Below are 15,106 nucleotides of genomic sequence, written 5' to 3' on the forward strand. Positions count from 1 at the left end.
AATAATATAAAAATTCGTATTTACAATCCGATTCTTAATCAAGAAAGGAACGGATATTATGAAATATAAGGGAGCAATAAATTATATTGTAGAAACACATTTTATAACAGAAGGTAGTAATGCATATGACTTGATTTCTAATTTTATCTATAACGATATTAAAAAGGAGTTAAATAATGGTAGTATCTTCAAGAAATCAGCATAAAGTGGGAATTTATTGCCGTTTAAGTAAGGACGACGATAAAATTGGAGAAAGTACCAGCATTACAAATCAAAAAAATATGTTAACAGATTATGTCAAAGAACAAAATTGGTTGCTTGTAGATATTTATATAGATGATGGATATTCTGGAACGAACTTTAATAGGCCGAATTTTCAACGTATGTTACAGGATATTGAAGATAAAAAAATCGATTGTGTATTAGTCAAAGACCAATCACGATTAGGAAGAAACTATATAGAAGTGGGCAATTATACTGAATATTATTTTCCAAAGCACAATGTACGATATATTGCTTTATCAGATGGTATTGATAGTGCTTCTTTGCAAGATATGGATATTGCACCATTTAAAAATATTATGAATGAATTTTATGCTAAAGATACTAGTAAAAAGATTAAAGCAGCGAATCGTACTATTGCTAAAAATGGTGGCCATAAAACAGTATGGCCACCTTTAGGATATAAAAAAGATCCAAACAATCATCTACAACTTATTATTGATGAAGAAACGTCTTGGATTGTTCGATTGATATATAATCTAGCTGACAAAGGTTATGGAGGTAACAAGATTGCTAGAGAGTTGAGTAGCCGACTCATTCCTTGTCCATCATATCTTATTTACCAAAAATATGGTGGGTATAAACACATTTATGAAAAAAGTGATGGCGAAAAGAAAAAGTATAATTGGTACAGTAGTGTAGTTAAGGGAATACTTGTTAATGAATTGTATCTAGGCCATAGTGTTCATTTTAGAAGCACAAATTTATCTTACAAAATAAGACAAAGAGTAAGAAATCCTGAAGAGGAAGTAATGATTGTTGAAAATACCCATGAACCATTGATTACTTTAGAGCAATATCAACGTATCAAAAAATTAAAAGAAGGACGAACTCGTGAGTCAAAGTCTGGCGAAATAAATCTTTTTTCTAAAATATTAAAATGTGGAACTTGTGGTAAATGTATGTCTTGGAATAGACAACCAGGAAATAAATCGAATATCTACTGCTGTAGCCAATTTAGAGAAAAAGGAAAAAGTGCCTGTACCATGCACTATATACGTGAAGATGATTTAAAAAATATCGTTTTAAACGCAATTAAATCAATTATTCATCAGACTTTGGCCGATCCCAAAAAATTTAGTGACACGTTAATTGAAAAGATGAGTAAAGATAATCATATAGCTATTAATCGCAATAAGAATTTATTAAATGATTATAATCAAAAATTAAAGGATGCGGATCGCAAACTATCAAAAATATACGACGACTATTATAATGAAAAATTAAGTATCAGGAATTTTGAACAATTATCCAAGAAAATTCAAACAGATCAGGATTATTATTTAAATGAAATTGAAAAAATTAAAAAACAATTAGAAAAACAAGATGAATTTATTGATAATATCCAAAATTGGATCGAAATCGTCAATAAATATAAAAATATTGATACACTGAACTATGAAATCATCCACATGTTAATATCCAAGATCATTATTCATGAACGAGAAGTAACGAATGAAGGAGAGATTAATCAAAAAATAGAAATCGAATATGCTTTTATTGGTTCGTTAGATAAAGGTGATATAGAATGACTTTATTAGAAGCAGCACGTATTTATGCACGAAGTTACAAAGTCTTTCCTTTAGCACCACAAAGTAAAAGTAAACAATTATTACGTTCTTGGAAAAATGAAGCATCAAATGATTTGTCACAAGTTGAAAGATGGTGGAAAGCTTGTCCTCAAGCCAATATCGGACTAGTGACAGGAAATGGATTACTTGTAATCGATGTGGATAATAAAAATGGTAAGAATGGAAGTGAAATGCTTAAACCTTATCTTGATGATTTCCCTGATACAATGGTCGTCAAAACACCAAGCGGTGGTTATCACTATTATTTTGAAGTCGAAGGTTCATTTCCAAATAAAGTAAATCTCTATGATGGAATTGATATTCGTAGTGATGGAGGATATATCCTTGCTCCCCCTAGTGTCGTTGATCATCAAGCGTATACGAATATGAATAACAATCCGATTGCGAAGGCGAATGATGCGGTATATAAATTTTTAAAAGGACCAAGCAAAGAAGTAAGTACAGTATCATCGATCATTTATGAGGGAGAAAGAAACAATCAACTTTTTAAACTGGGATGTCGTCTACACTCTAATGGGATATCAAATGATATCATCAAGATCTGTTTAGAGTCAGAAAATCATTTGAGATGTCAACCACCATTGGAGTCAAACGAAGTTAAACGTATTTATGAAAGTATCATTCATCGTTACGACAAAGGTAAAGATGATGAAGTGGAAGAAATCAATGTTATGGATTTAATCGATCGTGATTTTGATGAGCAAGAAGATATTGTCGAAGATATGTTAACTCCTGGGGTATGTTTGCTCGGTGCACCCCAAAAGATTGGTAAGACCTTCTTTTGTTTACAACTAGCGATTACTATTTCTAAAGGAGAATCGTTTATGGGGAGACGTGTTCAAAAAAAACGGGTACTTTATATTGCTTTAGAAGATTCAAAAAGTAAATTGAATAAACGCATTAAAACTTTTGGAGTAACACTCAATCGTAATTTGGATTTTCGTTTTGAAAAAGCGTATAACCCTGACTTTGATTTAGAAGAAGTCATCGGAGCTAAAAAACAAGAAGATGCGAATCTAGGCGTAGTTGTTATTGATACCTTTGCGAAAATCAAGAAGAACAAAAAGGTGGAATACGATATGGAGTATGAAGAAGTTTCTCGTATTCATGAACTAGGTATTAAATACAATCTTTGTATTCTTCTCGTGACGCACGTGAAAAAAGAAATCGATCGTGATAATCCTTTTGATAGCATTTATGGTTCACGTGGTGTGACAGCTGCAGCCGATTCGATGATGGTGATGTTTAAACGAGGCATTACTAAAGTCAAAGAATTGCATATCACGGGCAAAGACATACCAGATGAAAGACAACTACTTATTCAAGATGAACACTTGCTTTATCACGTTGTCGAAGAAGAGGTTGAAGAAAACGTCGATGAGAATCTAATCCGAGTGATCAACTATATCATTCGTGCGAAAGTCTTTACAGGTAGTCATCTTGATCTTTCGGCTAAGCTTAATCTACCCCTTACCGGCAAAGCTCTTCAATGCTTACTTAAAAATAATAAGGATCTTTTAGAAAGTAATTTTATAGTTTATGAAGTGGGTAACAGAACGAGCCGAGCTAGGCAAATGAAATTGTCTTATCTTGGTGATGATGAAACGAACGGTGACGGTATGACGGTTGAAACGCCCCTCTAGCTCTAGCGTCATTTAATCGTCAGTAAAATGATGATAGGTGACGGTTTGATGACTTTTAAAACGATTAACTCTATAAGGGAAACCAACCGTCACACCGTCACCATTGTCATAGAAATAATAATCATAATATAAGGGTCTAAAATCATAGGAATATGTATTAGCAAGCAACGTATTTTGACCCCAAAATACAGATGAAAAAGTTGGCTTTGTGCCAACAGGAATGAGGTGATATCAATGAAAAGAGACCGTCACTTTAAAGTGAGAATGAATGAAGAAGAGATGGAAGATTTAAATTTAAAAGTAGAAAAAAGTAAGATGAGTCGTGAAGAGTTTGTCCGTTTATGTATCAAAAACATGACGGTTAAAGAACCACCGTCTCTTGATTATTATCGACTTATTAATGAGTTTAATCGTATTGGAACCAACCTCAATCAACTAACAAAATTAGCGCATGTGTCGACAAAATTGCCAGATCATCAATTAGAAAATATACTGAATGAATTATCTTTGTTAGTCCAAAAAGTTGATAAGGAGATTCGAGGATAGGATGGCAACGACATCATTATGGGCCATTCGAGGGCGGATAGATCATGCGATTGAGTATATTGAAAATGAAGAAAAGACAGCAGAACAAGTGATTGATTATGTAACTAATGGATATAAAACAGGTGACAAACGTTTTGTCACCTGCATTAATTGTAATATGTTTGATCCACAAAAATCGATGATCCAAACGAAAAAACTGTTTCATGACGAAAGCCAAATTACGGCCTTCCATGGTTATCAATCGTTTAAAAAAGGAGAAGTCAGTGCTGAAAAAGCTCATGAAATCGGAGTAAGATTAGCACAAGAATTGTATGGTGATTGTTTTGAAATCATAGTTTCAACGCACCTAGATCGTGATCATATGCATAACCATTTGTTCTTTAATTCCACCTCCTTTATAGATGGCAAACGCTTTTGTAATACCAAGAAAGATTATCGGGAACTAAAAAATAAATCGGATGAACTGTGCAAAGAGTATGGATTATCAGTGATAAAAAATCCAAAAAACCGTAGTCAAAAAGTGAATTATCATCGTGTGAAATCTTATATCAAAGATATCCAACATGAGATAGATGTTCTTGTGGATTATAGTGCAACACTGAGAACTTTATTAGATTATATGGCAATCAAAGGGTATCGTCATGAACGTATTGATGGAGAAGATTATATCTACCATCCTTATTATCAAGAACCTATTCCGGTTAAGTCATTAGGTGAAAATTATCATTTTGATCATATTAGAGAACGTTTAAGTGATCGCTATATCATGATCCAAGAAGTTGCGCATTTATCGAGTTACGTTAAATTAAAAGACTATTATAAACAATATAAGAGTAAGAAGTTGACAGGAATTGCAGGCTTATATATTGCATATTTTATTAGTGAAGGTGTTCTTCCTAGTCCTAAACAACGCTTATCTAAAGAAGCAAAACAAGCGCTTCATAAGCTTGATTTATTTACTAAGGAAGTGGATTTATTGTGTCATTATCAAATAGAAAATATCAATCAACTTGATACTTTTCAACAACAAATGCAAGAAAAATTAGACGAACTAATTAAAGAAAGACAGAAATGTTATAAGGGTCGAATGAAAGCAAAGAGTACTGAAGATAAGGATAAATGGTCACTTTTAGCCAAACAATTTACACCCGATATCAAAAAATATCGAGAATTGATTAAGGCTAGTGAACGTATCCGCTCACGTAGTTTTGATCCTGAATTAGAAAAACAAGCACGTAAAAAGATTAAAAGTAGAGATGAAAGGTAGGAAAATAGATATGAAAGAAATAAAATATAATCGAGTTGGAGATTATGAGTTTCCAGTGTTGAAAGGAGAAAATGACTTACCAAGTTTATCACGACTAGGTAGGATGTATTTAAAAATATTAAAAGAAAAACATCCAGGTCATTACTTCGCTTTAAGAGCAAAAAATGAATTGAATGATGAGCTAATACGTATTGATAAAGGCTTGAATGAACGTTATGAAATGCTTGTAGAACAGTATAAAGTATCAAGAAATGTTACAGAGCAATTGAAGAAACAAGATCAAATGAAGTGGGTTCAAGAGATGAATAATATTCGAAGTAGTGTTGAAGAAATTATCATTAGCGAAATGAATTAAAGTAGGGAAACCTACTTTTTTATTTAATTATTTCACTAAAAAAGAAAAAAAGAAGTATAGAATTTATACAAAAATTATCGAAAATGACAAAAAAACTCGCAAAAATGCAATAAAACTGTACAAATGATTACAAATAAAATATATAATTACAAATAGTATGGAGGATAATCTATAAAGCATGTTACAACAAATTTTTTAAATTATTGATTGATAGAGGGATTAGAAAAATGGAATTTGCTAAGATGGCAGGTATTAGTCAAAATACGATGGCGAGACTTTCTCGAAATCAGAATGTTTCATTAGAGGTACTAGGAAAAATATGTTGTACTTTAAATTGTAAGATAGATGATATTCTTGAATTTATATCAGAGGATAAGGAGAAATAGTAATGGTGGAAATTAATAAAGATCAAGAACGAGATGAATTACATCGCGCTATATGGGCAATTGCAGATGAATTACGCGGAAGTATCGATGGATGGGACTTCAAAAGTTATGTGTTGGGAATGATGTTCTATCGTTACATCTCAGAAAATTTAACTAATTATATCAATGAAGGTGAAGAAGAAGCAGGAAATACTGGTTTCGATTATGCTATATTATCGGATGAAGATGCAGAACAGGCACGTGAAGATTTAGTTCAAACAAAAGGATTCTTTATCCTTCCTTCTGAATTGTTTTGTAATGTGAGAAAGAAAGCTTCATCAGATGAAAATCTGAATATGACATTGGAAGCAGTCTTTAGACATATCGAAGAGTCTGCAAAAGGCAGTGATAGTGAAGATGATTTTGCAGGTTTGTTTGATGATATCGATGTGAATAGCAATAAATTAGGAGCAACGGTTGCTAAACGAAATGCGAATCTTGTGAAATTGATGGATGGTATTGCCAATATGAAACTTGGAAATTATAAAGATCATTCCATCGACGCTTTTGGTGATGCCTATGAATATTTGATGAGTATGTATGCATCCAATGCTGGTAAAAGTGGTGGAGAATTCTTTACTCCGCAAGAGGTATCACAATTATTGACTCGATTGGCAGTCGTAGGCAAGACAGAAGTAAATAAGGTATATGACCCAGCTTGTGGTTCTGGTTCTCTGTTATTACAAGCTTCTAAGATTTTAGGAAAAGATAAAGTACGTCAAGGTTTCTATGGACAGGAAATCAATTTAACAACATATAACTTATGTCGTATCAACATGTTCTTGCATGATATCGACTATGATAAATTCGATATTGCTCATGAAGATACGTTGTTAAGCCCTCAGCATTGGGATGATGAGCCATTTGAAGTCATTGTTTCAAATCCGCCCTATTCTATTAAATGGGAAGGTGATGATAATCCAGTGTTGATCAATGATCCACGTTTTTCTCCAGCTGGAGTATTGGCTCCTAAATCAAAAGCAGACCTTGCCTTTATCATGCATTCTTTGGCTTGGTTAGCTACTAATGGAACCGCATCTATCGTATGCTTTCCAGGGATCATGTATCGAGGAGGAGCCGAAAAGAAGATTCGTCAGTATTTGATTGATAACAACTTCATCGACTGCATTATTCAACTACCTAACAATTTATTTTTTGGAACAAGTATTTCTACCTGTATTATGGTCTTGAAGAAAAATAAAACGGATAATAATACTTTGTTTATTGATGCATCCAATGAATATGTAAAAGTAACCAACAATAACAAATTAACAGATGAAAATATTCAAAAGATCGTAAATGAATTTGTTTCTAGAGAAGATGTTGATCATTTTGCACGTTGCGTACCTTATGAAGAAATCAAAGAAAATGAATATAACTTGTCTGTCAGCACATATGTAGAACCTGAAGACACAAGAGAAGTCATTGACATCAAAGAACTAAATGATGCAATTGAAAAGATTGTAACAAGAGAACAAGTCTTACGTGATGAAATAGCTAAGATCATCTCCGAAATTGAGGTGGAAGAATGAGTAAATTAGACGATTTGATTCGAGAATTGTGTCCACATGGTATTAAATATACAGAATTAAGAGATGTTTGTGATTTTCAAAATGGATTTTCTTTTAAGAGTGCATTATTTAAGGAAATAGGATTACCAATCCTGAGAATAACTAATATACAAGATGGTAATATTTCTGCTTCAGATTATGTTTTTTTTGATAGAGAAGATTATAAAGAATCTTTAGATAGATATAAAGTGAAAAAAGGAGATATTGTTGTTGCAATGTCAGGAGCTACAACCGGAAAAATTGGATATTACAATAACGATGAAACTTTATATCTTAATCAACGAGTAGGATTATTCAAGCCGAATGAAAAAAAACTAAATAGAAGATTTTTATTTCATTGGCTTTGTACAAAAAGCAAAGAAATTCTAAACGTTTCTTGTGGTTCAGGGGCTCAACCCAACCTGAGTTCTAATAAAATGATGAGTTTTTGCATACCCATCCCCCCTCTTCCAGTCCAAGAAGAAATTGTCCGTATTTTGGACAATTTCACAGAGCTTACAGCAGAGCTTACAGCAGAGCTTACAGCAGAGCTTACAGCAAGAAGAAAACAGTATGAATATTATAGAGATAAATTACTTCGTTTCGATTCAAATATCTCTTTTAAAAGGCTAGGAGATTTTTCTGTTATAAAAACAGGTAAAAAGCCTAAGATTATCGAAACGGAAAAAACAAAATATGAATATATAAATGCAGGAACAAGTAATTCAGGATATGCAAATGAGTATAATTGTGAAGGAGATGTCGTTACAACACCTTCTCGAGGCCAGGGTGGGATTGGATTTGTTGGATATCAAAGTAATGCTTTCTGGTTAGGACCATTGTGCTATAAGATTTGTTCTACTGATAACAAAGTATTGAATAAATACTTATATTATTTTTTGTCTTCTAACAATTATCTTATTTTGGCCAACAAAAAAGAAGGAGGAACACCTGCAATTAATTCAACAGATTTATCTTCCATTTGTATACCAATACCTTCTTTCGAAGAACAACAACGTATCGTTGATATCTTAGATCGTTTTGATAAGCTTTGTAACGATATCAGTGAAGGATTGCCTGCAGAAATCGAAGCGCGTCAGAAACAATATGAATATTATAGAGATAAGTTATTAACTTTTAAACCATTAGAGGAAGTGAAATGATATGAGTACATACAATATGATCTTATCGACCAGTGAAAGTACGGTCGTTGCCGAATATGTACCACAGTCAGGTCGTTCGGATTCCTATCAGAGTGAAGCTTCCTTAGAAAAAGCATTTATTAAGATGCTTGGTGAACAAGGCTATGAATATATCAATATCCATCATGAAAAAGATTTGATCGATAATCTTAGAAAACAGTTGGAATTGTTGAATCATTATACGTTTACGGATAAGGAATGGGATACATTCTTTAAACACAAGATTTCGAATAATAATGAAGGAATTGTAGAAAAGACACGTAAGATCCAAGAAGATTATATACAGAACCTGACACGTGAAGATGGTTCAACGATGAATATCTCTTTGATCGATAAGAAGAATATTCATAATAATCGTCTACAGGTCATCAACCAGTATGAAGAAGATGGTGGAAAACATGATACACGGTATGATGTGACCATCCTTGTGAACGGCTTGCCTTTGGTTCATGTCGAATTGAAACGTCGTGGTGTCGCTATCAAAGAAGCGTTTAATCAGATTAATCGTTATCAAAGAGATAGCTTTTGGGCTGGTTCAGGTCTATATGAATATGTGCAGATCTTTGTAATCTCGAATGGAACGAATACAAAGTATTATTCGAATACGACTCGATTCAGTCATATTAAAGAAAATGAAACATTTTCAAAAAAGAAAAGTAAGAAAACATCGAATAGCTTTGAGTTTACTTCTTTCTGGGCGGATGGTAATAATCGCACGATTCCAGATTTAGTTGACTTTACAAGAACATTCTTTGCCAAACATACATTGTTAAATATATTGACTAGATACTGCGTGTTCACAACAGAAGAATTGCTTCTTGTCATGCGGCCTTACCAGATCGTAGCGACCGAACGAATATTGAACCGTATCGAAGTATCAACAAACTATAAAAAAACAGGCACAATCGAAGCTGGAGGTTATATCTGGCATACCACAGGAAGCGGCAAAACCTTGACTTCATTTAAAACAGCGCAATTGGCAACCAATTTGCCTTATATTGATAAGGTTCTTTTCGTAGTGGATAGAAAGGATCTGGATTATCAAACAATCAAGGAATATGACCGTTTTGAAAAAGGCGCTGCGAACGGAAATAAAAATACAGCTGTCCTTCAAAAACAATTGGAAGATGAAAATGCACGAATCATCGTTACAACGATTCAAAAGTTAGATGTCTTTATTACAAAGAATCCGTCGCATCCCATTCGTGATAAACATATCGTATTGATCTTTGATGAATGTCATCGAAGTCAGTTTGGAGATATGCATACACGGGTCGTAGGTGGAATGATAAAGAAAAAAGAAAAAACGATTAAAGTGGATCGTTACTTTAAGAATTATCATATATTTGGATTCACTGGAACACCTATCTTCTCTGTCAATGCAGGAACCGGTGGCAATCCAAATCTAAGAACAACAGCACAGGCTTTTGGGGAAAAGCTTCATACATATACGATTGTAGATGCTATCAATGATGGTAATGTATTGCCATTCCGTATTGATTATATCAATACTGTGAAACAAAAAGACGATACAAGTGATCAAAAAGTAAAGGCAATTGATACCGAAGAGGCTTTGGCTTCTCCGGAAAGAATACGAGAAGTATCTAAATATATCTTGGATCACTTTGATCAAAAGACCATGCGCAATTCGTATTATAGTTTGAAAGGGCAACGAGTAAATGGATTCAATTCCATGTTTGCGGTTAGTTCAATTCCCGTTTGTAAGAAATATTATATGGAACTAAAAAAACAGATTGCTGAAAGACATCGTGATCTGACCATTGCAACGATTTTCTCCTTTGCTCCAAATGAAGATAGTCCAGATGGAATCCTAGAAGATGAAAGCTTTGATACGGAAGGATTAGATCAAAGCTCACGTGATTTCTTGGAAATGGTTATTGATGATTATAATAAACAATTCAAAACAAATTATGATACCTCAAGCAAAGGATTCCAAGATTATTATAAAGATTTGTCGAATCGTATGAAGAAAAGAGAGGTCGACTTATTGATCGTTGTCAATATGTTCTTAACTGGATTTGATGCGACAACACTGAATACTTTATGGGTCGATAAGAACTTGAAGATGCATGGATTGATCCAGGCATTCTCAAGAACGAACCGTATCTTAAATTCGGTAAAGACATATGGAAATATTGTTTGTTTCCGTGATTTAGAAAAAGAAACCAACGATGCAATCCAATTATTTGGTGATAAGGAAGCTAGCGGAATCGTTCTATTGAAGTCTTATGAAGACTACTATTATGGCTGTGTAGATGATAAAGGAAGAACACTGAAAGGATATGAAGAAAGAATTCAAGAATTGCTTTCTCGTTTCCCTTTAGGTGAACCAATCATAGGAGATACAAACAAGAAAGATTTTATCGTTTTATTTGGAAATATTTTGCGATTAAGAAACATCTTATCCGCTTTTGACAAATTCGAAGGCAATGAGATTCTATCTCCAATTGACTTCCAAGATTATACTGGAAATTACCATGATATCTATCAGGAAATCAAACCGAAAGAAGTAGATAAAGATAGTATCCTAGATGATGTTGTCTTTGAGATGGAACTTGTTAAACAAGTGGAAGTGAATATCGATTATATCTTGATGCTTGTTGCTAAATATCATGATGAAAATTGTAAGGATAAAGAAATCCTGGTTGCGATCGATAAAGCCATTCGATCAAGTTTACAATTACGTTCAAAGAAAGAACTAATCGAAGACTTTATTGAAACAATTAATGCAAGTAGTGATGTAAATGAAGATTGGCAAAAATTTGTTCAAGAACAAAAAGAAATGGATATTCAAGAACTCATTCAAGAAGAAAAACTTAAACCCGAGGAAACAAAGAGATTGATGGAAAATGCCTTTAGAGATGGTGTTTTAAAAACAATGGGAACAGATGTAGATAAGATATTACCTCCCATATCACGCTTTGGTGGTGGAACACGAGACAAAAAGAAACAAATTGTGATAAACAAGTTAAAAATATTTTTTGAAAAATATTTTGGGATATTATGATACATAAATTTGATTGGTTTAAAAGGAGAAATTTTTGATGAAGAAAGTAAATCCATATCTTTTAGGTATTTGTGTAGCGTATTTTATATTAGGAATAAAACAGATTTTTAGCAATGGAGTTTTATCATATAAAATTTATTTCATAGTTTCGGTTGTTTCTTTAAGTATTTCACTGGCAGAACTACTAAAAATATTATCTAAGTCTATTAGCCAGGATTATTTAGAAATTAGAGAACTTATTAATTTATATGATATGTGCTACGATCATTTAAAAAGTGATATTAAACAAAATAACCTTCTCTTAGATTTAGAAAATAGAAAAAAGTTATTTGAATCCAGTGAAAAAAAGAGATCTCTAATATGTAAAACTTCAGAATTAGTAATTGTTATAAGTTATGTAAATTCTATATGTGCAATAATATTGATTCCATGGTTGGATATTTCCAATAATTTGTTAATAAATAAAATAAATGGTGCAGCAACTCTTTTTTGTTTTGCATTAATGTTTTTTACAAATCTATTAAACGAATATACTAATAATACAAGAACGGATTTTGAAATTGAAAAACAGGAAATAATAGAAAAATTATATGCTATATATACTAAAAAGTAAGAAATCAATAAAAAATAAAGTTAGTTGAATCAATAAAGAAAGATTCATTTATATTATTAAAATAATCATTTTAATATTGAAATTTTGAATGATAGATAGGAAACGATTGTTTTGTATCTTTTGAACCAAATATAATATTAAGAATAATAATGTTGATATAAAAAATAAAAATAGTTAATACAACTAATATTTTCGTAAATCAATCTTTTTATTTGATGAGGAAAGGAAGAGCAAATGAAGTTAGAATATTTAATTCATAAAGAAAAATTAAGTATATGTAATAGTAGAATTGATACTGTGAATAAAAAGAAAAAAATGATCAAATATAATCAGAAAATTATTCCTAATACTGAGTTACTATATTTTTGTATAGAAATAGTTGGAGATAACAAAGATAATGCAAGAATTTTATCTGAGATAAATGATATTCTTTTAGAAGATGATGAAATAATTGTAGTAAGTAATGAAGCGTCAGAGTATTTTAATAAAACATTATTTCCATTAATTAATGCGTTTGAAAGAAAATTGAGAAAATTACTGTATTTAGCTACTGCAGATAATACAAATTATAAAGATAAAATTCAAATGTTAGAAAAAAAAGATTTGGGAACGATTTTTGGCATGCTATTTGTAGACGAAAAGTTTACTCAAGATACATTGAAATGGATGAATAGTAATAAACATTTAATGTCTAAAGAAGAAATTTTAAAATATATAAAAGATCATGATGAGGAATCTTTGTGGAGTGAACTATTTAGTAAAAGTGATGACGATATTTTAAAAGAAAATTACATGCTAGTTAAAACAATTCGAAATGATGTTATGCATGCTCATAATATAAACTATGAGACATATTCTATAGCTAAAAAGTTGTTCGAACAACTTAATGAACAACTTGATAATCAAATAGACAATTGTGGTATAGTAGAAAGTAGAAAAAATCAATTTAATATTACACTATCTGAAAAATTAAACCAACAATATAATTTAAATATGGATTTTGGTTTTAATAATTTAATTGAATTAAAAGACGAACTAGATGATATTAATAAACATATATATCAACTTAGTAGAGAATTAAAATCTGTTGTTGATTTGGATTTCTTAAAGAAACTAAATGATAATCAGGAAAAATTATATGAAGAATTAAAAAGATAAAACAATTAAATTAAGATGGCTATTACAGTAAAGGAGAGAAAAATGAAGATAGATTTTACAACCTCGATGACATTCTATGAATTTCTTGCTATTTGTTTGGCATTTATCGGAATATTAATTCCAATAGTACAAGTGATTTGGAAAAAATGGGTAGTTAAGACAAAATTGAATTTTTTTCCGAATGAACGAGTTCTTGTGTACTTTAATCAATCTGGACCATATATACGCATAGATGGAGTATATGAAGCTGAAAATAAATCAACATCAATAAGAAATATTTCATTAAAAATTGTCCGCTGTAGAGATGAGAAAACATTAAATTTTACATGGGGAAGCTTTATCTCTCCAGTAAATCAACTAATGAGTTATAATATTATGCAAACTACAGAAGCAGCACATCCTTTCAAAATCGAATCAGATAATATTGTTTGTTTATTTACGGAGTTTTGTGATTTATCAAATACATTTAGTAGAATTTTTAAACTTTTAACTAAAGAATTGTTTGATAGTATAAAAAATATCAAAAATGAGCATGATGATTATATTGAAGCATATGAAGTATATACGAAAAGCGGTGCATATTTGAATGCTATAAACGAAATAAAAAAAGACTTTTTTTGGAGTATAGGAGAGTATGATTTGTTTATTAAAGTTAAATATGGTAATCAAACAAAAACATTTAAATATAAAATTAATTTAGAAGAAAATGATTATAAGTTACTACTAAAAAATATTGATGAATCATTATTAACTCCCTTAAAATATCAGTATGGTAAAAATTTAGATTATTATACAGCTACTATCAAGTTACTCGATATGTGATAACAGTATGAATTGATGAAAATACAGGTAAGTGACCGTTAATTATTAAAGCTGTTTAGGGGATTTAAAAAAATCTCTAATTCTTAATAAGAGTACATTATGCGTTGTTCTATATTTCTAATGACTATTTGAGCATTAGTTATATGCTAGCGATTGAATAGTTAATATTTGGAAATAGCATGATACTAGAATAAAAATAATCAGAATAACATTACACTAAATGCAAATCTTAAAATACTCAATATTAATTGGAGAATCCTTATTACATATCCACTAATGTTGGAATATTGGATTGTTTTGATATTCCTGCTCCTGTAAATGCAATTATTTTCATAGAAATCATCTCCTTTAAATATTGTATACTATTTCCATTTGTTTTTATATAAAAATATTTGATAAATCATTTATCAAATATAAAAGGTTAATTGTAAAAGTAAATTCTACTTTAAAAAATAAAGTGGAATTTAGTCTTACGAATTTTAATGTTATATGTTATTGATTATTTGTTCCTCATTTTCTGGATTAATGATATGAATGAAAATATTTCTAAAAATAAACATATGACCGCTGATCAACGTAATGAGATTTTTACCATGCTAGAAAATGGTGATTCCGTTTCTAAA

At 31.1% G+C, this 15,106-nt stretch carries 12 protein-coding genes; all 12 read left to right on the forward strand.

Annotated features, from left to right (window positions below; genetic code table 11):
• The first annotated feature begins 176 nt into the window (after positions 1 to 176).
• A complete protein-coding gene (locus B5G32_RS09370; protein WP_087936485.1) occupies positions 177 to 1,814 on the forward strand; it encodes a recombinase family protein in 1,638 nt (545 codons plus the stop codon).
• On the forward strand, positions 1,811 to 3,517 hold the full coding sequence (locus B5G32_RS09375; protein WP_087936486.1) for a bifunctional DNA primase/polymerase: 1,707 nt from the start codon (positions 1,811 to 1,813) through the stop codon (positions 3,515 to 3,517). The genes B5G32_RS09370 and B5G32_RS09375 overlap by 4 nt, the downstream gene beginning before the upstream one ends.
• 234 nt (positions 3,518 to 3,751) lie before the next feature.
• Positions 3,752 to 4,063, forward strand: coding sequence for a plasmid mobilization protein (locus tag B5G32_RS09380; RefSeq protein ID WP_087936487.1), 312 nt, complete (start codon positions 3,752 to 3,754; stop codon positions 4,061 to 4,063).
• 1 nt (position 4,064) lies between these two features.
• On the forward strand, positions 4,065 to 5,330 hold the full coding sequence (locus B5G32_RS09385; RefSeq protein WP_239386228.1) for a relaxase/mobilization nuclease domain-containing protein: 1,266 nt from the start codon (positions 4,065 to 4,067) through the stop codon (positions 5,328 to 5,330).
• Between the two features lie 10 nt (positions 5,331 to 5,340).
• Positions 5,341 to 5,685, forward strand: a complete 345-nt coding sequence (locus tag B5G32_RS09390; protein ID WP_087936488.1) for a TnpV protein — start codon at positions 5,341 to 5,343, stop codon at positions 5,683 to 5,685.
• 203 nt (positions 5,686 to 5,888) lie between these two features.
• Entirely contained in the window at positions 5,889 to 6,071 is a 183-nt protein-coding gene (locus tag B5G32_RS09395) for a helix-turn-helix domain-containing protein (RefSeq protein ID WP_349291044.1), read from the forward strand.
• Positions 6,072 to 6,073: 2 nt separating this feature from the next.
• Entirely contained in the window at positions 6,074 to 7,642 is a 1,569-nt protein-coding gene (locus tag B5G32_RS09400) for a type I restriction-modification system subunit M (RefSeq protein ID WP_087936490.1), read from the forward strand.
• Complete coding sequence (locus B5G32_RS09405; protein ID WP_087936491.1) at positions 7,639 to 8,823, forward strand: restriction endonuclease subunit S; 1,185 nt, start codon at positions 7,639 to 7,641, stop codon at positions 8,821 to 8,823. Before B5G32_RS09400 ends, B5G32_RS09405 begins: the two co-directional genes overlap by 4 nt.
• 1 nt (position 8,824) lies before the next feature.
• Positions 8,825 to 11,890, forward strand: a complete 3,066-nt coding sequence (locus B5G32_RS09410) for a type I restriction endonuclease subunit R (RefSeq protein WP_087936492.1) — start codon at positions 8,825 to 8,827, stop codon at positions 11,888 to 11,890.
• 37 nt (positions 11,891 to 11,927) lie between these two features.
• Positions 11,928 to 12,503, forward strand: a complete 576-nt coding sequence (locus B5G32_RS09415) for a hypothetical protein (RefSeq protein WP_087936493.1) — start codon at positions 11,928 to 11,930, stop codon at positions 12,501 to 12,503.
• Between the two features lie 234 nt (positions 12,504 to 12,737).
• Positions 12,738 to 13,661 (forward strand): hypothetical protein, encoded by a 924-nt coding sequence (locus B5G32_RS09420; RefSeq protein WP_087936494.1) that lies wholly within the window; start codon positions 12,738 to 12,740, stop codon positions 13,659 to 13,661.
• Positions 13,662 to 13,703: 42 nt separating this feature from the next.
• Entirely contained in the window at positions 13,704 to 14,483 is a 780-nt protein-coding gene (locus B5G32_RS09425; RefSeq protein WP_087936495.1) for a hypothetical protein, read from the forward strand.
• Positions 14,484 to 15,106: the final 623 nt, after the last annotated feature.

The sequence above is a fragment of the Massilimicrobiota sp. An80 genome (assembly GCF_002159255.1).
GTDB classification, from domain to species: Bacteria; Bacillota_I; Bacilli_A; order Erysipelotrichales; family Coprobacillaceae; genus Allocoprobacillus; species Allocoprobacillus merdigallinarum.